At 65.2% G+C, this 19206-nt stretch carries 20 protein-coding genes; 8 read left to right on the top strand and 12 right to left on the bottom strand.

Features of this window, described 5'->3' with window-relative positions:
- Nucleotides 1–138 precede the first annotated feature (138 nt).
- The 4 genes from LY254_RS04730 (at nucleotide 139) to LY254_RS04745 (ending at nucleotide 3758) form a co-directional block, all read left to right on the top strand.
- Nucleotides 139–978, top strand: a complete 840-nt coding sequence (locus LY254_RS04730; RefSeq protein ID WP_247479262.1) for a cytochrome c oxidase subunit II — start codon at nucleotides 139–141, stop codon at nucleotides 976–978.
- The gene (gene ctaD, locus LY254_RS04735) at nucleotides 975–2651 is read left to right on the top strand and encodes a cytochrome c oxidase subunit I (RefSeq protein ID WP_010318028.1); all 1677 of its coding nucleotides are present in this window, start codon (nucleotides 975–977) and stop codon (nucleotides 2649–2651) included. Before LY254_RS04730 ends, ctaD begins: the two co-directional genes overlap by 4 nt.
- Nucleotides 2652–2656: 5 nt before the next feature.
- On the top strand, nucleotides 2657–3259 hold the full coding sequence (locus LY254_RS04740) for a cytochrome c oxidase subunit 3 (protein ID WP_010318030.1): 603 nt from the start codon (nucleotides 2657–2659) through the stop codon (nucleotides 3257–3259).
- Nucleotides 3260–3386: 127 nt separating this feature from the next.
- Nucleotides 3387–3758, top strand: a complete 372-nt coding sequence (locus LY254_RS04745) for an AbrB family transcriptional regulator (protein ID WP_247479751.1) — start codon at nucleotides 3387–3389, stop codon at nucleotides 3756–3758.
- A gap of 19 nt (nucleotides 3759–3777) precedes the next feature.
- On the opposite strand, the gene LY254_RS04750 is transcribed toward LY254_RS04745, so the two are convergent.
- Both LY254_RS04750 and LY254_RS04755 read right to left on the bottom strand, forming a co-directional pair.
- Complete coding sequence (locus tag LY254_RS04750; protein WP_010318034.1) at nucleotides 3778–4362, bottom strand: DUF308 domain-containing protein; 585 nt, start codon at nucleotides 4360–4362, stop codon at nucleotides 3778–3780.
- A gap of 55 nt (nucleotides 4363–4417) precedes the next feature.
- Nucleotides 4418–5071: a riboflavin synthase gene (locus LY254_RS04755; RefSeq protein WP_247479264.1), complete on the bottom strand. Its 654-nt coding sequence runs from the start codon at nucleotides 5069–5071 to the stop codon at nucleotides 4418–4420.
- 55 nt (nucleotides 5072–5126) lie between these two features.
- On the opposite strand from LY254_RS04755, the gene LY254_RS04760 reads away from it, so the two are divergent.
- Nucleotides 5127–5648 carry a bifunctional nuclease family protein gene (locus LY254_RS04760; protein ID WP_247479266.1) on the top strand — a complete coding sequence of 174 codons (522 nt, stop codon included), beginning with the start codon at nucleotides 5127–5129 and terminating at the stop codon, nucleotides 5646–5648.
- A 52-nt stretch (nucleotides 5649–5700) separates the two neighbouring features.
- On the top strand, nucleotides 5701–6759 hold the full coding sequence (locus LY254_RS04765) for an aldo/keto reductase (protein WP_247479267.1): 1059 nt from the start codon (nucleotides 5701–5703) through the stop codon (nucleotides 6757–6759).
- Here the strand turns inward: LY254_RS04765 and LY254_RS04770 are convergent.
- From LY254_RS04770 to topA, 5 genes are read right to left on the bottom strand one after another with little or no spacing between them, the layout of a single operon-like run.
- Nucleotides 6756–7805, bottom strand: a complete 1050-nt coding sequence (locus LY254_RS04770) for a hypothetical protein (RefSeq protein WP_247479268.1) — start codon at nucleotides 7803–7805, stop codon at nucleotides 6756–6758. The genes LY254_RS04765 and LY254_RS04770 overlap by 4 nt on opposite strands.
- Nucleotides 7806–7844: 39 nt before the next feature.
- Nucleotides 7845–8963: a nicotinate mononucleotide-dependent phosphoribosyltransferase CobT gene (gene cobT / locus LY254_RS04775; RefSeq protein ID WP_247479270.1), complete on the bottom strand. Its 1119-nt coding sequence runs from the start codon at nucleotides 8961–8963 to the stop codon at nucleotides 7845–7847.
- Nucleotides 8960–9598, bottom strand: coding sequence for a DUF2232 domain-containing protein (locus tag LY254_RS04780; protein WP_247479273.1), 639 nt, complete (start codon nucleotides 9596–9598; stop codon nucleotides 8960–8962). Before LY254_RS04780 ends, cobT begins: the two co-directional genes overlap by 4 nt.
- Before the next feature lie 14 nt (nucleotides 9599–9612).
- Nucleotides 9613–10035, bottom strand: a complete 423-nt coding sequence (locus tag LY254_RS04785; protein ID WP_247479275.1) for a hypothetical protein — start codon at nucleotides 10033–10035, stop codon at nucleotides 9613–9615.
- The gene (gene topA, locus LY254_RS04790) at nucleotides 10035–12752 is read right to left on the bottom strand and encodes a type I DNA topoisomerase (protein ID WP_247479278.1); all 2718 of its coding nucleotides are present in this window, start codon (nucleotides 12750–12752) and stop codon (nucleotides 10035–10037) included. The genes LY254_RS04785 and topA overlap by 1 nt, the downstream gene beginning before the upstream one ends.
- A 129-nt stretch (nucleotides 12753–12881) precedes the next feature.
- On the opposite strand from topA, the gene LY254_RS04795 reads away from it, so the two are divergent.
- Complete coding sequence (locus LY254_RS04795) at nucleotides 12882–14453, top strand: NAD(P)H-quinone oxidoreductase subunit N (RefSeq protein ID WP_232197342.1); 1572 nt, start codon at nucleotides 12882–12884, stop codon at nucleotides 14451–14453.
- Nucleotides 14453–15163 carry an ABC transporter ATP-binding protein gene (locus tag LY254_RS04800; RefSeq protein ID WP_247479280.1) on the top strand — a complete coding sequence of 237 codons (711 nt, stop codon included), beginning with the start codon at nucleotides 14453–14455 and terminating at the stop codon, nucleotides 15161–15163. Before LY254_RS04795 ends, LY254_RS04800 begins: the two co-directional genes overlap by 1 nt.
- Here the strand turns inward: LY254_RS04800 and LY254_RS04805 are convergent.
- From LY254_RS04805 to LY254_RS04825, 5 genes are read right to left on the bottom strand one after another with little or no spacing between them, the layout of a single operon-like run.
- A complete protein-coding gene (locus tag LY254_RS04805) occupies nucleotides 15160–16116 on the bottom strand; it encodes a M23 family metallopeptidase (RefSeq protein ID WP_371820515.1) in 957 nt (318 codons plus the stop codon). The genes LY254_RS04800 and LY254_RS04805 overlap by 4 nt on opposite strands.
- Before the next feature lie 22 nt (nucleotides 16117–16138).
- Nucleotides 16139–16885, bottom strand: a complete 747-nt coding sequence (locus tag LY254_RS04810) for a biotin--[acetyl-CoA-carboxylase] ligase (RefSeq protein ID WP_247479285.1) — start codon at nucleotides 16883–16885, stop codon at nucleotides 16139–16141.
- Nucleotides 16867–18075 carry an aminotransferase class I/II-fold pyridoxal phosphate-dependent enzyme gene (locus LY254_RS04815; protein ID WP_247479287.1) on the bottom strand — a complete coding sequence of 403 codons (1209 nt, stop codon included), beginning with the start codon at nucleotides 18073–18075 and terminating at the stop codon, nucleotides 16867–16869. Before LY254_RS04815 ends, LY254_RS04810 begins: the two co-directional genes overlap by 19 nt.
- On the bottom strand, nucleotides 18062–18394 hold the full coding sequence (locus tag LY254_RS04820) for a co-chaperone YbbN (protein ID WP_010318066.1): 333 nt from the start codon (nucleotides 18392–18394) through the stop codon (nucleotides 18062–18064). The genes LY254_RS04815 and LY254_RS04820 overlap by 14 nt, the downstream gene beginning before the upstream one ends.
- A 24-nt stretch (nucleotides 18395–18418) precedes the next feature.
- Nucleotides 18419–19186 carry a PspA/IM30 family protein gene (locus LY254_RS04825; protein WP_247479288.1) on the bottom strand — a complete coding sequence of 256 codons (768 nt, stop codon included), beginning with the start codon at nucleotides 19184–19186 and terminating at the stop codon, nucleotides 18419–18421.
- Nucleotides 19187–19206 lie beyond the last annotated feature (20 nt).

Raw genomic sequence — 19206 nt, forward strand, 5'->3', positions numbered from 1 at the left:
CGCCACCCAAAAGCGACACCAACAGTGATCAATGGGTGAGCGTTCCCTCACCAAGAAGCGGCGGATTGCTGCAAACAACCACGAACAACACGTCGACGATCAAGCCTCCATAAGCTGACCTCGATTGATTTCAGGACGATGCGGATACCAGCCGCAATCCTCACCCTGATCACCGGAATGGCCCTGGTGTTGATGGGCCTCTGGATCGGGCAGAACGTCAACCTCCTGCCGGTTGACGCCAGCGCCAACGCGCCTGTTTATGACGAGCTCTTCAAGGTGCTCTTCAGCATCGGCACCATCCTGTTCGTCGGGATTGTCGGGCTGATCCTCTACAGCCTGGTGAAGTTCCGGCGCAAGCCAGGCGAGAGCGGTGATGGCGAAGCCGTCGAGGGGAACCTCCCGCTCGAGATCCTGTGGACCGCCATTCCCGCCGTGGTGGTCTTGTTTGTCGGGATCTATAGCTACGACATCTATGACCGGATGGGCGGCATGGCTCCGCTCAATGACCACAGCATGCATGCCATGGGCGGGGAGATGGAGGAGTCCCGCACCTGGGGCGGCATCAGCCCCGTGAGCCTGGAGAGCGACGACGCCCTAGCCCCACTGCCGATCGATGTGACGGCCATGCAGTTCGCGTTCATCTTTCACTACCCGGGGGCTGAGATCACGAGCGGCGAGCTGCATGTGCCCATGGGGCAGCCGGTGGCATTGCGCATGAAGGCCAATGACGTCATCCATGCCTTCTGGGTCCCGGAATTCCGCCTGAAGCAAGACGTCATCCCCGGTCAGCCCACACTCTTAAGTTTCACCGCCACGAGAACTGGCCGTTATCCGATCGTCTGCGCAGAGCTCTGCGGCCCGTACCACGGCGGAATGCGCTCGACCGTGATCGTCGATGAACCCGAGACCTTCGAGGCCTGGGTCAACCAGAACAGTCCGATTGCCAGCGCAGCCCCACAAACCCCGGTGCAGTCATGACCATCAGCCTGACCCCTGAGCACCGCACGCCGCTGCAACCCCAAGGCTGGCTGCGCTACCTAAGTTTCAGCACCGACCACAAGGTGATCGGGCTGCAGTATCTGGTTTGTGGCTTCATTTTTTATCTGATCGGTGGCGCCCTCGCTGGAGCGATTCGAACCGAGCTGCTGACCCCGATTTCTGACTTCCTTCCAAGGGAGACCTACAACGAAGTCCTGACCCTGCACGGGACGGTGATGATCTTTCTCTGGATCGTCCCGGTGGTGAATGGGGCCTTCGGCAATTACCTGATTCCCTTCTATGTGGGAGCGCGCGACATGGCGTTCCCAAGACTGAACGCGGTGGCGTTTTGGCTGATCCCTCCAGCCGGGTTGCTCCTGATCAGCAGTTACTTCATCGCCAGCGCTGCCCAGTCGGGCTGGACCGCCTATCCACCCCTGAGCATCACGACCCCGGCCACCGGTCAGATCATCTGGATCTTGAGCGTGCTGCTTCTGGGCGGCAGCTCCATCTTTGGCGGGATCAACTTCATCGCCACCATCCTCAAACTGCGGCGACCGGGGCTCAAGCTGATGCAGCTCCCGATGTACTGCTGGGCGATGCTCGGCACCAGCATCTTGGTGGTGCTCTCCACCCCAGTCCTGGCCGGCACTCTGGTGCTACTGAGCTTCGACATCATTGCCCACACCGGCTTTTTCAACCCAAGCCTGGGCGGCAATGCGGTGGTTTATCAGCACCTGTTTTGGTTCTATTCCCACCCCGCGGTTTACATCATGGTGCTGCCGGCCTTTGGCCTGGTGAGCGAAATCCTGCCGATCCACTGCCGCAAGCCGCTCTTCGGATACACAACGATGGTGTATTCGATCATGGGCATCGTCGTCTTGGGCCTGATCGTCTGGGCCCACCACATGTTCACCAGCGGCACGCCTCCCTGGATGCGGCTGTTCTTCACCATCGCCACCTCCTTTATCGCCGTCCCGACAGGGATCAAGTTCTTCAACTGGCTCGCCACCATGTGGGGAGGCCGCATTGCCCTCAACAGCGCGATGCTCTTCTCCTGCGGCTTCATCATCAACTTTGTCTTCGGGGGAATCACGGGCGTCGCCCTCGCTCAGGTCCCCTTTGACATTCACGTGCACGACACCTACTTCGTCGTCGCCCACTTCCACTACATCGTCTACGGCGGCACGGTGTTTGTGATCTTTGCCTCGATCTACCACTGGTATCCCAAGGTGACCGGCCGATTGCTCAACGAGGACCTGGGACGGCTGCACTTTCTCTTGACCTTTGTCGGCTTCAACCTCTGCTTCGCTCCGCAACACTGGCTTGGCCTCAATGGCATGCCGCGCCGCGTTGCCGAATACGACCCGCAATTTGAGTTGATCAACCAGCTCAGCAGTGTTGGGGCGCTGCTGATGGCCATCAGCACCCTGCCCTTCCTGCTGAACGTCGTCATGAGTGCCTTCAACGGCGCACCAGCCGGAGACAACCCCTGGAATGCCCTGACCCCCGAATGGCTCACCAGCTCCCCTCCACCGGTGGAGAACTGGAAGGGAGAGGCCCCCTTGGTGAAAGAGCCCTACGGCTATGGCACCCCCGCCGGCGAACTGCCGTTGGCCGCCACCTCGGGCTCTGAGCTGTGGAAGCTCGGCAACTCTGACCAGCGCTCCTGAATGCCATGACAAGCCTGAGCACAAGCGAATCCCTGAATCAAGAACAGGGCACCGAGCACCAGGAGCACCACGGCGACTTCCGGATGTTCGGCCTCGCCACCTTCCTGGTGGCCGATGGCATGACCTTCGCCGGTTTCTTTGCCGCCTATCTGACCTTCCGAGCCGTTAACCCCCTGCCATCCGGGGCGACCTACGAATTGGAGATGGTGCTACCCACCATCAACACCCTGTTGCTGCTGATCAGCAGCTTCACCTTCCACCGGGCTGGCGCAGCGCTGAAGCGCAACCAAAAAGCCCTCTGCCAACGCTGGCTTTTGATCAGTGCCGCCCTGGGTTTTGCCTTTCTGGCCGGTCAGATGAAGGAGTACTTCGAGCTGCCCTTTGGCCTGACCGACAACCTCTTTGCCAGCACCTTCTACGCCATCACGGGCTTCCACGGCCTGCACGTCACCTTGGGCGGCTTGATGATCCTGATCGTCTGGTGGCAGTGCCGTGAAGGGGGCCGCGTCAGCTCTGACAACCTCTTTCCCCTGGAGGCCGCCGAGCTTTATTGGCACTTCGTCGATGGGATCTGGGTGGTGCTCTACGGAATCCTTTATCTGCTGTAGGGCAGCTGTTTGATCACAGTTCTTGCAAGTTGCCCTTGCGAAGCATTGCAAGTGATCGGCACAATCGGGCCGCCAGCGACCCACTGCAGCGGTGTTCGTCGAAGAGAAGACAACCAAGCCGACCCAGATGCTGGAAGGCAAGGCGCTACTGGACAAAGCCCGGTCGCTCAGCAATCGGCCTGAAGATCAGATCGCTCGGGCCTGTGGCTATGTCGGTCCCAGTGGCCGTCTTCTCAAAAAAAGCTTCTATCGCGCCCTGGTGGAAGCCAAGGGCTACAAGCTCCCCAGCCAAAGCGGCGGTGGCAGCGGCACCAAGGGGCGGCAAGCGGAATTCCGCACCAAGGTCCATGGCAACGGCAACCTCCTGATCGGCAACGCCTACACCAGGCGCATGGGGCTAGAACCCGGCCAGGAGTTCAAGATCGAAGTCCACAAAGAAACGGGCTCCATTTGGCTGCTGCCCGTGGAACAGGACGGCAGCGCAAACGAAGCCCTCTAAGGGAGATCCCCTGCGCGATTCAGCGCTCGTCTGGACCGTGGAACGCGGCACTGAAGACCAGAAGGTCAATGCCGCTGAAGAGGAAGCTGATCCCCACCAGGATGCCGATCACGCTCAGCAGACCCAGGCCCTTCATCGAAACGATGATCAGGCCAAGGATCAAGGTGACGATGCCATTGGCCAAACCCCAGCCCCAGCCGGCCATCTCCCGATGGGACAGGGAAACGATGCTGGCCACCGCACCCTCCACCAAAAAGACGATGCCGATGGCGAAGGCCAACGCCGCCACTTGAGCGGCAGCCGGTTCAACCCCAGCACTGAACTGCTGGATGATCCAAGCCCCGGTGACCACAAACAGGGTCGAGACCACGAGGCGCCAGAAGCAGTGCCATTGGCTCAGTTGCCTCGAGCGGTTGAGGCTGTTCACCCAGCCGATGATGCCGCCGACCAAAAAAGCCAGGGCTACCACCACCGTCACCCAGGCGGAGGCAATCATCGGGAAGATCAGGGCAAGGACACCCAGCACCAGCAGGAGGATGCCCTCGGCCACGGTGAAGCTGCGCAGGGCGCCCACCATCAGACCGGAATTGTCGTCAGAAGCCATGAAGTGTTCAGCGGGAACACGAACCCCCGGAACGTAGGCATGGCATCTGGTGTTGTCAGCTCCAGCCGTGTTCCTTCAACCAGGCGTCACTGATCGGGGCCGTCGACGCCGTCCCGTGCTGCAACAAGCGTTCGGTGTACTTCGCCAGCAGGTCCGCCTCCAGATTCACCGCCGTGCCGCGCTGCAGATGCTGCAGGGTCGTCGTGCCCCAGGTGTGGGGGATCACGGCGATCCAAAACTCAGCCCCGTCCTGACTGCAGCCAGCCACCGTCAGGCTGATGCCATCGACAGCAACGCTGGCCTTCTCGCAGATGTAGCGACCAAAGGAGGGATCCTGCCAACGCAGCGTGAGCTTCCAAGAGGCGCTTTGCTGCTCCACCCCCACCACCTCGCCCAAGCCGTCGACGTGGCCGCTGACCAAATGGCCGCCCAGTCGATCCTGAAGACGTAGGGCCGGCTCCAGGTTGACCCAGCCCCCACGGTCGGCCTTGGTCGAAAGGGTGGTGCGGCTGAGGGTCTCCTCACTGACATCGGCCGAGAACCCACTGGCGGAGCGCTCGGTCACCGTCAGGCAGACCCCATCAACCGCCACGCTGTCCCCGAGGGCCAGCTGGGCCGGATCGAGCTCAGAGCCCCGGGGGATGCGCAGCCGCAAACCGCCGCTGCTGCGCTGCAGCTCTCCGGTGGCCTGAACCAGCCCAGTGAACATGCGGTGGCCTGATCAACACTGGCCATAATCGGGCAGAAGGGAAAGCGGGCAAGCCATGGTCGAAATGCGAGTGGCCGGCATTGCCCTCGACGCCGCCAGTCGAAGTCCGATCGTGCTGCTCCGCGATCCATCCGGGCGGCGTCAGGTGCCCATCTGGATCGACCAGGCCCAAGCCCAAAACATCATGGCCGGGCTCAGCGACCAGACCCCGCCCAGGCCCCTGAGCCATGACCTGATGGTGGAACTGCTGCAGGCCGGGGGGCTGGAGCTGAGCAAGGTGATCGTCCACGCCATCGAAGACAGCACCTTTCGTGCCGTGCTGAAACTGCGCACCGAGGGCGACGAGGAGCTGGAGCTCGACGCCAGACCCAGCGACGCCATTGCCCTGGCCGTCCGCACCGGCAGTGGGATCTGGATGCTGGAGGAGGTCGTCGCTGATGCCTCCATCCCCGTGGATGCTGAGGCCGATGCGGAAGATGCCGCCGATTTCCGCCGCTTCATCGATGGCATCAGTCCCGCCGAGCTCGTGAGGCACATCAACCAAGCCCAGACGGAGGCGGAGGAAGACCCTGGCTGAACGCCGCCCCTTTGGCCAAGGACCACGGGTCTCCCCGTTCTGCCTGGGCACGATGCGGGCCACCAGCAGCCCGCAGCAGATGGCGGAGGTGCTCGATGCCGCCCTGGCCGCAGGCATCAATCACATTGAGACCGCCCCGGCCTACGGCCCCGCAGAAGCCTTCCTGGGCCAGGCCCTGCGTTCACGCCCCCCTGGGGAGCTGGTGCTCACCAGCAAGCTGCTGCCGGGGATCAGCCTGGAGGAGGGACAGACGCAGCTCCGCGGGATCCTGCAACGCCTAGGAGTGCAACAGCTGGACAACCTTGCGGTCCATGGCCTCAACCGCAGGGCGCACCTGGATTGGGCCCTCGAGGGGGCCGGAGCGGATCTGCTGCAGTGGGCCCTGGGGGAGGGACTGGTCACCCAGGTGGGGTTCTCGAGCCATGGCGAGCTCTCGCTGATTGAGGCCGCCCTCGCCTCTGCCCGCTTCAGCTTTTGCAGCCTGCACCTCCATTGGTTCGATCAAACCCGACTGCCCATGGCCCAGGCGGCCCTGCGGGAGGGAATCGGGGTCCTGGCCATCTCGCCAGCCGATAAGGGGGGCCGGCTCTACGCCCCACCTGAGCAACTGCGCGCCGACTGCGATCCCTTTGAGCCCTTGGAGTTGGCCTATCGCTTCCTGCTCGATGCGGGCATCTCCTGCTTGACCCTGGGGGCCGCCCAAGCCAGCGACCTGGACCTGGCCCAACGCCTCATGGTCGACAGGGAGATTGGTCTGGAACCGAGCCATCGCCAAGCCCTGGAGCGCGCCTGGCAGGCCGGCCAGGGTCGACTGGCTGAGACCGCCTGCCAGCAGTGCCGGGCCTGCCTGCCCTGCCCCAACGAGGTACCGATCCCGGAGCTGCTGCGCCTGCGCAACCTGGACCTCGGCCATGGCCTCAGCGCCTTCGCCCAGGAGCGCTACAACCTGATCGGGAGAGCAGGGCACTGGTGGGAGAGCGTGAATGCCTCCGCCTGCGAAGGCTGTGGCGATTGCCTACCGCGCTGTCCCCATCAGCTCCCCATTCCTGAACTCTTGGCCGAAACCCATCAACGCCTGGCGGCCGCACCCCGGCGCAGGCTTTGGGGTTAGCGGCTGAGGGCCTGATCCCACAGGGTCTGCCAGCGGCTGCGCTCCGCGGGCGTGAACACCGGCAAGTTGTTGCAGCGTTGCAGCACCGCCTCACTGGGGAGCAACAAAGGCCGCAGTCGCTCAGGCCAGCGCTGCAGAACAGGCTCCAAGCGCTGACGCGGAAGAGGGGGCACCCAACCCGCCGCCAACAGGCGATCCACCAGGGGCAGGCTGAGGCCATCGCGCACCCACTCCAGGGGAAGTGGCGGATCCACCCCCGCAGTGTCCTGGGGGGGAAGACGGAGCAGCAGCTGCCACCAGAGCGGAGAGCCTGACTCCGGTAGGAAGGCCAAAAGCCGCGGATCTTTCTTCAGCAGGGGAATCGCCCGATGGCTGGGAACCACCGCCGCATCCGCCTCACCGGCCAACAGCAGATTCAGGCCATCGCGCTCATCCAGCGCCAACGCCTGCCCCACCAACTGGGACAGCTGCTGCGGCAGCGCTGGGTTGCTCAGGGCCTTGGGATCTCCGCTGGAGAGACCCAACTGACGCAGGGCCAGCTCGATCACCACCCGCGGACTGGAGGGCAGCACGACCTTGCCGCGAAGGCTGGGATCGAGCAGCAACGACCAACCCAACTCGCGCTGCCGCCAGAGGTCCGGGCGACTGCGGAGCACCAACAACCAGGTGCCAAAGGCCCACGGGAAAGCCAGGGGAACAGCGCCCTCAGCCGCAAACAACCGACTGGGGGCCTGGGCCATGGGCGCCAGCTGCTCCAGCAGGGCCGGAGCCTCGAGGGGCTGGAGCCGGGCACGATCGAGCTGCTGGGCCCAGCCGTCTCCAAGGGCCAACAGGGCAGCCCCCGCCAGGGGCTGCTCCTGCAAGGCGGAGCGATCCACCAGGCTCAGGAGCTGCTCCGGGCTCTCCAGGGCGCGGGGCTGCCAGGGCGATGGCAGCTCCTGCAGCCAGGCCTTGGGCAAGTCCCCTTTCACGCTCAACAGCTGCGGCTGGCCAGAGCGCGCCGGTGCACAGCCGGCAGCCGCGCCCAGGGCCGCCACTGAAGCCATCAGTTGCAGAGCGTGGCGGCGGGAAGTCACAAGCGCAGGCTAGGCCGGGTGCTGCAGCTGGTCACAGGCCTGCTCACAGGCGTCCTGCAGCGCCTGCAGCGAACGCCCACTGAGCTGCCAGAGGGCGGCCAAGCCCCCAGCGCCCACTCCCTCTTTGACGTAGCCGCGCTCGTAATCGAGCAACTCCGGGCGGCGGCTCTCCGTGAAGCGCAGGCCCGTGGCAAAGGCCAGCGGCTGCACCGCAAAGCGCTGGGCCAGTTGCAGCATCAGCCCTGGGAAATCGCTGGCCACCTCATGGGCCACCCAGGCGGTGGTCACCACCGCCGCCTGCTGGCAGAGCTGCTGGCGCTCAGGCGGTGTACACGCCGCCAAGGCCAGGGCCAGAACAGCCGCCATCTGACTGCCGCCCGCCAAGAGCAACGGCGTTCCCGCCAAGGCCGCCTGCTTCAGCAGGGCCGCCGCAACCACCTGCATCGGGTCACCCACCGCAGCCAACACAGCCTGGGGGCTGGCATCGGCAGCCAATTGAGCAGCCGCCAATCCCCGTTGAACCAAGCGCGCCTTGAGCTGGTGATCTGGCTGGCGAACGCTGCCACTGACTAAGCCCATGGAGGGAATCCCCAGGGCCTCCAGGACCGCCAGGGCGGTGGTCGTTCCCCCAGGCACACACTCGCTGAGCAACACCGGTTGACCGGAGCGGGCCAAGCCGCGGCCCCAGCGCTCCCCCCAGCCCCAGAGGGCTTGCACCCGCTCGGGATCCATCGCCCGTCCGCCGCTGAGGCAGCGCGCGGGCGACGGGTTGAGCTGGAGATGGGGGATGACCGGTGCGACGGGCGCCCCCAGATTCAGCACCAAGGGCTCCAGGGCCAAGCCCTCCAGAACCGCCCAGGCAATCAAGGCGGGAGAGACCCCCGCCGGCAGGGGCGGCAAAGCATGGGGTCGCCGAGCGGTCGGGCCCTGCCAGAGCAACTCGGCATCGGCGGCGGCCGTGAAGCGGCGGGATTCAGGGGTGGCCCCGGCGGCCGAGATCCCCGGCACCGCCGCCGTATCCGTGCCAGCCAGCAGCAACAACACTCGGGTCTCGCTGGCAGCGGCCCTGAGGCGCTGGCACCACTGCTCCGCCCAGGCCGCCTCGCCGCTAATTCGCTCCAGTGTCAAAGCGGATCCAGGGCCAATAGGGGGCGCAACAAAGCCGGAGGCTCGCTGATCGGACTCTTCAGGCGGGGAAAGATCCAGAGGGCCACCGCATGCAGGGCCAGCACATAGATCAGGTTTTGCACCAGCACCAGGGCGAGGGCCATCAGCTGCACCTGAAACAGATCCGGTCCACCGCCGATCTGGACCAAGCCAAGAAGCCGCTCCAGCACCTGGGAGGCGGCGGAGGTGATCAGGACCCAAAGGTTTTCGCCGAGGAGGATCGAGAGCACCGCCACCCGCACCAGGAAGCCACCGGCGCCAATCAACACACCCACGCCCCAGCTCAGGTACCAACTCAGACCCCGCCGCCAGCACCAGCCCAGCCAAAGGGCCAGGAAGCCATAGGGGAAGAGCACCAACGGACCGCGAATCGGCCCCATCAAGGCCACCAAGAGCAGGGCCGCCACGGCCACACCCTCCACGGCGCAACGGCCGTTGTGGCGAAGCTGCAGCAACGCCAGGGGCAAGGGCAGCGCCAGGCGAAACAGGGCACCACCCACCGGGAGGTAGTAGAGGCCCACCCAGAGCAAGGCTGTGGCCGCCGCCAGATAGGCCGTATCGGTGAGCTGTCGGGCCTGACGGCGACTCAAGGACATGGGATCGGGCCGGCCTAGCGCGGTTCAGGCGCAGCGGTGCGTGTGGGCGTCGTCCCGTTGGGGACGCGCTCAATGGTCTCCACTTCAAAGGCCAAGCCAGCGGCGCGCAAGGCCTGGGTCAGCACCTCCGCAGGGGCGGAAGGGTCAGCGGCGGGCAACTTGATCGTCACCCGATAGGGGGCCGGTGGTGCGCTGGGGCGAGGAGCCGCTGGCGCTTCAGGGGGTTTCGGCGCCGGCTTTTGGGCCACCGGTTTCTTCTCCTCCTTCTTGGGCTCGGCGGGCTGAGTCGGGGCGGGCGCAGCGGTTTTGTCCGCCGGCGCTGCGGCGGGGAGCGGACTGGAAAAACTCCGCGACAGCTGGTCGCCAAGGGGGGTGCCCTGGCAGCCGGCCAAGGCCGCTGCGAGCAACACAAGCGAACCCCAGCGCAGTGGCGCCATCAGCTGTCGGCCGCCTTGATGATCCTCACTGCGCTAGCCCGAAGCCGACCCGTTTTGGTGGTGGCCGGAGCTTTTTTCGCCGCGGGCTTTTTGGCGGCTGGTTTCTTGGCGGTGCTGGATTTCGCTGCGGTCTTACGGCCCTTGCCTTTGCCCGAGGCCGCCTTCGCGGCCAGCAACTCCACCGCCTGCTCAAGGGTGATGGTGTCTGCTGTTGTTCCTTCCGGCAGCGAGGCGTTCACCTTGCCCTGCTTGACGTACAGGCCATAGGGACCATCAAAGAGCTGGATGGCTTCATCGCCGCCCTCAGGGGTGCCGAGATCCTTCAGGGCCGTGCGGCCGCCGCGACCCCGCTTGGGCATCGCCAGCAACTCGAGAGCACGGGAGAGGCCCACCATCAGGACATCGTCCTCAGCCTTGAGGGAGCGGTAGTCCTTCTCGCCCTTGCCCTTGTGGTGAACGACATAGGGGCCAAACCGACCCAGACCGGCCTCGACCTTGCCGCCATCGGGGTGTTCGCCCAGGTGCCTGGGGAGACGCAGCAGCCCCAGGGCGTCCTCCAGGGTCAGGTCCTCTGGCTTGGTGCCCTTGGGCAGGGAGGCCCGCTTGGGCTTGGGATTCTCGTCACTGACCTGACCGCGCTGCACATAGGGCCCGTACTGGCCAAACAGCAGATAGACCAAATCTCCGGTCTCGGGATCTTCACCCAACGCTTCGGGCCCATCGGCCTTCTGCTTGAGGATCAATTCCGCTTTGTCCGCGTCGAGATCCGCTGGAGTGATCTCGTTGGGGAGGGTGGCCTTCAGGAGCTCTTCGCTGCCGTCGTCGGCCACGCGCTTGGTTTCCAGATAGGCCCCAAAGCGACCAATCCGAACCACACAGGGCAGCCCCTCCAGGGCAATGGTGCGGGAGGCGGTGGGGTCGATATCCCCTTCCCGCTGCTGAACCTGGGTCTCGAGCCCCTGATCACCCTTGTAGAAGCTCTCCAGGTAAGGGAGCCACTGCACCTTCCCGGTGGAGATGTCATCGAGGGTGCCCTCCATCCGAGCCGTGAAGCTGGTGTCCACCAAATCGGGGAAATGCTCCTCCAGCAGGGCCGTCACAGCGAAGGCCGTGAAGCTCGGGGTCAGGGCATTGCTCTGCAGGGTCGCGTAGCCGCGGTCGACGATCGTGCCGATGATCGAGGCGTAGGTGGAGGGGCGACCGATGCCCTCCTTCTCGAGCATCTTCACCAGGGCCGCTTCGCTGTAGCGAGCGGGGGGCTGGGTTTGGTGGCCCAGCGCCTCCACGCCTTTGCAGCTGGGGCTATCGCCGCTCTTCAGGCTTGGCAGCAGGACTTCCTGGCCTTCCAGCGCCGCATCGGGGTCATCGCTTCCCTCGACGTAGGCGCGGAAGAAACCGGGGAAATCGATGCGCTTGCCGTTGGCCTTGAAGCTGGCGGGTCCGAGGCTGCCGCCATCCACCTCCAACTCAACGCTGAGCATGGTCAGGCGGGCTTCCGCCATCTGGGAGGCGACGGTGCGCTTCCAGATCAGCTCGTAGAGGGCCAGGTCCCGGCCGTCCAAGCCAGTGGTGGAGGGATCACGGAAGCTCTCACCGGCGGGGCGAATCGCTTCGTGGGCCTCCTGGGCGTTGCGGGCCTTGGTGGAGAACTGACGGGGTGAGCCGCTGAGGTAGTCCTTGCCGTATTTATCGGCGACACAGTTGCGGGCCGCATTGATGGCCTGGTCACTGAGATGCACCGAGTCGGTGCGCATGTACGTGATGAAGCCCCGCTCGTAGAGCCCCTGGGCCGTGCGCATGGTCTCGCGGGCCGAGAGACGCAGCTTGCGGTTCGCTTCCTGCTGCAGGGTGCTGGTGGTGAAGGGGGCAACCGGCTTGCGGGTGGAGGGCTTTTCCTCCACGGACGACACCCGCCAGGGCGCAGCCAAGACGGCCTCGCGCAGGCTGCGGGCATCGGCCTCGCTGAGCAAACGAACCTTGCTGCCGGCCTTCAGTCCACCGGTGTTTTCGTCGAAATCGGAACCACCAGCAATGCGCTCGCCCTTCAGGTGGGTGAGCTTGGCGTCAAAGGGGGAACTGCCTTGAGCCAGCTGGGCTTTGAGATCCCAATAGCTGCCGCTCTTGAAGGCACGGCGGGCCCGTTCCCGTTGGACCAGCAGCCGCACGGCCACGGACTGGACCCGTCCGGCGCTCAGGCCCCAGGCGACCTTCTTCCAGAGCAGCGGGGAGAGGGTGTAACCCACCAGGCGATCGAGGATCCGCCGGGTTTCCTGGGCATGGACGAGCTCCATATCGAGCTCTCGGGTCTGCTCCAGGGCGCGACCGATGGCCTCCTTGGTGATCTCGTGGAAGACCATCCGCTTCACCGGCACCTTCGGGTTGAGCAGCTGCAGCAGGTGCCAGCTGATCGATTCCCCTTCCCGGTCTTCGTCGGTCGCCAGTAGGAGTTGATCGGCGCCCTTGAGGGCGTCCTTGAGTTCCTTGACCACCTTCTTTTTGTCCTTCGGCACCACGTAGAGCGGCTCGAAGTCGTTGGTGGTGTTCACGCCGAGATTGGCCCACTTCTCGCCCTTGTGGGCAGCGGGGATCTCGCTCGCGTTGTTGGGCAAGTCGCGCACATGCCCCATCGAGGCCTCAACCTTGAAGTCCTTCGGCAAGAACCCGCGGATGGTGCGGGCCTTGGTGGGGCTTTCAACGATGACGAGGGTGTGCGCCACAGGCAGGCGGTGAACCGCTTCCCTCTTTATCGCACCGGCGGTCAACCCCGGCGAGAAAGTCCGAAGGACGACGCCAGCGCGGCTACAGTCCAGCCCATCGGGCGTGATCCAACAGCTGTGCTCTCTCTCCTGGCTGCCGCCGAGACCGTTTCCACTGCGGCTGCTCCCCTGGTGAGTGGCATCACATCGCTGCAGCTCAATGCAGGAGCCATTGCACCGGAGGGTGCAGTCCTGCTCGCGATGCTGGCCTGCCTGCTGGTGGACCTAGCGGGGGAAAAAGCAGCTGCACGTTGGGTCCCCCTCTTTTCCTATCTCGGACTGGGCAGCGCCCTGGTCCTGCTCGCCCTGCAATGGGACGCAGCACCGCTTGAACCCTCCTTCCTCGGCTCTTTCCTGGCCGACAACCTCGCCATTGCCTTTCGCGCAGTGGTCGCCGCCTCGACCCTGGTCTCCCTCTTAATCAGCTGGCGCTACGTCGAGCGGGCCGGCACCCCCGTTGGTGAATACGCCTCGATCCTCTTGGCCGCCACCCTTGGCGCGATGCTGCTTTGCGGGTCCACAGACCTGGTCAGCATCTTTGTGTCCCTCGAGACCCTCTCGGTCGCGAGCTATCTGCTGTCGGGCTACATGAAGCGCGATGCCCGCAGCTCCGAAGCCGCACTGAAATATCTGCTGGTGGGGTCCGCCGCTGCTGCGGTGTTTCTCTATGGCGCCTCCCTGCTCTACGGCTTGACGGGCGGCAGCACCAGCCTGGAAGCCGTCGGCATTGCACTGCAAACCAGCGCTTCGCCGGTGGCAGCCCTGGCCTTGGTGTTCGTTCTGGCCACCGTCGCGTTCAAGATCGCAGCGGTGCCCTTCCACCAGTGGACCCCTGACGTCTATGAAGGCTCGCCCACCCCAGTGGTGGCCTTTCTCTCGGTCGGCTCCAAAGCCGCTGGCTTTGCCCTGGCCCTGAGGATCCTGGTGGGTTGCTTTGAGCCCTTCGAGGCCCAGTGGAAGCTTCTCTTCACCGTCTTGGCCATCTTGAGCATGGTCCTGGGCAACGTCGTCGCCCTGGCCCAGACCTCGATGAAGCGGATGCTGGCCTACAGCTCCATTGGTCAGGCCGGCTTCGTGATGATCGGCCTGGTCTGCGGAACCGAAGACGGTTACGCGGCAATGGTTCTCTACATGGCCGCCTACCTGTTCATGAACCTGGGGGCCTTCGCTTGCATCATCCTGTTCTCCCTGCGCACGGGCAGTGATCGCATCAGCGACTACGCCGGTCTCTACCAGAAGGATCCACTGATCACCCTGGGCCTGAGCCTCTGCCTGCTCTCCCTCGGTGGCATCCCTCCGATGCTGGGCTTCTTCGGCAAGATCTATCTCTTCTTCGCCGGTTGGGCAGACCACCAGTACCTGCTGGTCGTGGTCGGCCTACTGACCTCCGTGGTCTCGATTTACTACTACATCTCGGTGATCAAGATGATGGTGGTCAAGGAGCCCCAAGAGGCCTCTGAGGTGGTCAAGGCCTACCCAGACCTCAACTGGAACCTTGCTGGACTGCAGCCCCTTCGGGCCGCCCTGGTGTCCTGTGTCGTGGTCACGGCCGTTGGCGGCATCCTGTCCAACCCGCTGTTCACCTGGGCCAGTGGTGCGGTCTCCGGCACCCCGATGCTTCAGAAAGCCCTCGCTTCGGCCGCGGGCCTGCCTGTGGGTTGATGGCAAGCGGCACCGGGCCCGTCGTTGCCGAACTCGAGCACATTCGCAAGACCTACGGCAGCGGTGACACCACAGTCATTGCCCTCGATGACCTGACCATGAGCGTGCGACGCGGTGAGTACGTCGCCGTCATGGGCACCTCGGGCTCAGGCAAGAGCACCGCAATGAACATCCTGGGCTGCCTCGATCGGCCCACCAGCGGAAGCTATCGCCTCAACGGCACCGCCGTTGAGCAACTCTCCGACGATCAACTCGCCGACCTCAGAAACCGCGAACTGGGCTTTGTCTTCCAGCAATTTCACCTGCTCCAGGAGCTGACGGCCCTAGAGAACGTGATGTTGCCCATGGTCTATGCGGGCGTTCCGGCTGAGGAGCGTGAGCAGCGGGGAATCCGTGCCCTTGAGCGCATCGGCCTTGGAGAGCGCCTCTACAACAAACCCAACCAGCTCTCCGGCGGACAACAGCAGCGTGTCGCCCTCGCCAGGGCGATCATCAACCAACCCAACCTGCTGCTGGCGGACGAACCCACCGGGGCCCTCGATTCCCGCACCACCTCCGAGGTCCTGGATCTGTTTGATGAACTGCACCAGCGGGAGGGGGTGACCATCCTGCTGGTGACCCACGAACACGAGGTGGCGGCGCGGGCCCAGCGGGTCGTGCACTTCCACGATGGACGTCTGGTGAGTGCAGGCGCTGGATCCCAGCCCTAGCCCCCAGGTCGCTCCAGGCTGCTGATCAGTTGCCCCATCAACAGGGCCACCGCATCGCTGCCGCGCAGGGCTGAACCGGGATCGAACTCACCCGGATCAACGGCCACCCAGCCACCGGAAACCGGTTGACGCAGCTCGAAATGCAGGTGGGGCCCTGTGCTCAAGCCGGTGCTGCCCACCCGGCCGAGCACCTCCCCCTGCAGCACCCGATCACCGGCGCGGACATAGAGCTCAGAGAGGTGGCCGTAAAGGCTGCGGCGGCGCGGCCGTTGGTGCTCCACCTCCACCGCCAGGCCATAGCCACCGGCCAAGCCACTGCTCACCACCCGACCGGCCAACGCCGCCACCACCGGGGTGCCCTCCGGGGCCGCCAGGTCATCTCCGGCATGAAGACGCCAGCCCCCAAGCAGGGGATGCAAACGCCAGCCAAAACCGCTGGACTTGAAGGCCGAACCAATGATCGGCAGCAGCAACCGGCGGTTGCCATTACCCGCCACTGGTGCCGGCCGAGGCGTCACCCGAAACACCTTGGCCAGGTCAAAGCGGCCGCCCAGCAAGGCCGACACCGGAACCGACAGGGGAGGACGCCGCGAACCCTCACGCCGCAGACCCCAGCGCAAGGCAATGCCACCGCTGCATTCACGGGCGGAAAGCGCACCGCTGCGACAGGCCTGTTGAAAGGCCCCCACATCCAGGGGCCGGAGCTCCCCTCCGCCCCCCCGCAGGGCCCGACGCTCCGAGGGGGTGACGATGCCCTGGCGCACCAGCGCATCCAGGGACTGATCAAACCGCTTCGGCGGCGGCAGCGCCTGAAGCTGTGGCAGGGAGGGCCGCAGGGGCGCCTGCTGCGCCGGCAGGGGCGGCGGCTCCAATGGTCCACTGGGCTCAGACGCAACCGGTCCAGCCAGAAGCACCGGCGTCAACAGCAGCCAACGGAGCCGTGGAGGGCGCATCACATCCGCATCCTAGGAAGCCCTAGAAACGGCGCCTGAGCACCAGCGAGCCGGACTCGTTCTGCAGCTGCAGACCACCGTCCTGGCTGAGGCCGGCGATGCTCCAATGCTGGCCGTCATGCTCAACGCCACCGGGGTCCCAGAGGCGTTGCTCGGCCTGCCGCCGCACCAGCTCCGGCTGGTCCGCCGCGGCCACGGCCCATTCCAAGGCCCGCAGTACACGCGCCCCCACGGCAGCCGGCTGCTGCCTGCCCAGCAGTTGTCCCAGGCTGATCGCCCCCATCGGTACGGCATTGGAGCCATTGAGGCCCAAACCAATGCGGGCGTGGCGAACGGCGCCGGAACGCCAGGCCAGGCGCGGCAAAAATCCACAGAGCTTGCGGCCCGAGACCAACAGATCGTTCGGCCATTTGATCGCCGGCGCCAAGCCCAGCCCCTCCAACTGCAGGGCCAAACCGACGGCCACCGCCAGGGCCAGGGAAGCCGCTCGATCCCCCTCGCAAGGCCAGGGCAAGGCGGCACTCAACCAGATCCCACCGGCGGGAGAAGACCAAGAGCGTCCCTGCTGGCCCTGGCCAAATCCCTGGCGACGAGCTAGCACCACGCGGGCGGCTGAAGCCATGGGATCACGCCGGAGCCACTGATCCAGCTCCCGTTCCGTGCTCGCGCAGATCGGCCGCACCTGAATCCGCCAAGGCAGCGGATAGTCCCCTGGGGTTTGGCGCAACTGCCGCGCCAGAGCCGCGGCGCTTAAAGGCTGCTCAGCCATGCCCCCATGCGCTGGGCGCCGGCCTCCAGTGCCGCTGTGTCATGGACCAAGGCCAAGCGCGCAAACCCCTCGCCCCCCTCGCCGAAGCCGTTCCCGGGGGTCAGGCAGACGCCTGTCGCCTCCAGCAACTGGCCGCAGAACTGCTCGGAGGTCCAACCGCGCTGGCGGGCCTGCTCAGGCAAAGCGAGCCAGAGGTAGAGCGCCATCGACGGGCGCTGCACGGGCCAACCGGCCGCCGTCAACGCCGCGATCATGCGGTCGCGACGCTCCCGGTACACCGGTTTGAGCTGCTCGGGCCAATCGGGCGCCTGCTCGAGGGCCGCAATCCCCCCCGCCTGCAGCGCTAAGGACTGGTTGAAATCCACCACCCCCTTGAGCTGGCGCAGGGCCTGGATCAAGGGGGCAGCACCAATCGCAAAGGCCATCCGGAATCCACCCAGACACCAACCTTTGGAGAAGGAGAAAAACTCAATGCCGCACTCGCGCCAATGGGGGGAGCGCAGCAGAGACGGAGCCTCCCCCTCGAGGGCCAAATCGACATAGGGGTTGTCGTGGGCGAAGACCAGGCCATGGCGAACGGCCCGCGCGGCCGCTTCATCCACCCAGCCCTGCTCTCCCGTGGTGGCCGTTGGGTTGTGGGGAAAGCCCAGGACCATCAACTTGAGCGCATCCCACTCCGCAGCGCTCAGCTGATCAAAGTTGGGGGCAAAGCCCCGCTCCCGCTCCAGACGCAGGAAGCGCGGCTGCGCGGATGCCAAGCGAAGCCCCCCCAGGTGGGAGGGATAGAAGGGATCCAGCAGGAGCGCGGAATCGCCGGGATTGAGCACCGCCAAGGGCAGGTGGGCGGTGCCTTCCTGGGATCCCACCAGGAACAGGACCTCGCTGGCGGGGTCCACCGCCACCCCAAAGCGCCGCTCGGCCCAGGCCGCGACGGCTTCACGGAGCGGGGCCGTCGCGCCGTGTAGGCAGTAGGAAGCGCTATCGGGATGGCCGAGGCGTTGGCGGATGGCCTCGATCGCCACCGGCGGTGGTTGGAGATCGGTTGACCCCAAGGACAGGTCAAGTAGGGGGGCCAGCCCGGCCTCTGACCGGGCCCGATAGGCCACCTTGCGTTGGTCATTGCGGGCAAAAACGCCGCTACCTAGCCCACGAACCCGTTCGGAAATCGAGAACGGATCAGAGCTGGGCATCCAAGAAAGCCTGGAGCTGGGGCTTCGCCATGGCGCCCTCGTGACGGGCGATCTCTTGGCCGTCCTTAAACAGCACCAGAGCGGGCAGGCCCTGCACCTGCATCAAATCGCGGCTCGCTGGGTTGGGGTCAGCCTCCAACTTGCCCACGGTCAGACGACCGGCGTACTCCTGGGCCGCCCAATCCATCATCGGCGCCATCAGACGGCAGGGGCCGCACCAAGTGGCCCAAACGTCGACGAGCACTGGGGTCGAGCACTCCAGCACCTCGGCCTGGAAGTTGGCATCGGTGAGCTGAAGAACGGACACGGCGGCTGTCATGGGTCTGGCGATTGTATGGAGAGCTCAGAGCTTGTCGATGGAACGCCTGAGCTCTTCAAGCTCCGTATCAACCTCGCTCACCTTGACCGGCTGCACCCCCTCAGCACCGGCGGGCAGGGACGGGGCCTCGGAAGAACCCGAGAGCTTGCCCTTCAGGGCCTCCAGCTCGGAATCAACCTCAGGTGCGCCCTCCAGGGCGGCGAACTGGCTTTCCAGATCTGCGCCGGCCAGTTCAGCGGCGGCCTGACTGCGGGCCTCCAGGGCTTGGACCTTCTCCTCCATCTTCTCGAAGGCAGCCATGGCGGAATTTGTCCCGAGGCTGCCCACTGCGCTCTGCAGCTGCTCCTGGGCTTTGGCCGCCTGGGCCCGCGCCTTGAGCATGTCTTTTTTGGTCTTGGCTTCGGCGATCTTGCTTTCGAGCTGCACCAAGCTCTTCTTCAGCTGATCCACCTGGCCGCACTGGCTCTGCAGCTGGCCCTGCAGTGCGGTGGCGGTGTCCTGACAGGTCTTACGGCGCCCCAGGGCCTCACGGGCCAGGTCCTCTTCGCCTTTTTTGAGGGCCAACTCGGCACGCTCGTACCAGGTTTTGGCCTGGGCATCGGCCTGATCGGCCTGGTTCTGAATCCGCTTCTGGCTGGCGATCGCCGTGGCGACGGCCTGGCGCAGTTTCACCAGATCGGCCTGCATGTCCGCAACCGACTGGTCGAGGATCTTGACGGGATCTTCAGCCGCACTCAGGGCTGCGTTGGCGTTGGCACGAACCAACCGGCCGAGGCGATCAAAAAAGCCCATGGAGCAAGCAGAGCTGAGGC

The organism is Synechococcus sp. NB0720_010, from assembly GCF_023078835.1.
GTDB lineage: Bacteria > Cyanobacteriota > Cyanobacteriia > PCC-6307 > Cyanobiaceae > Vulcanococcus.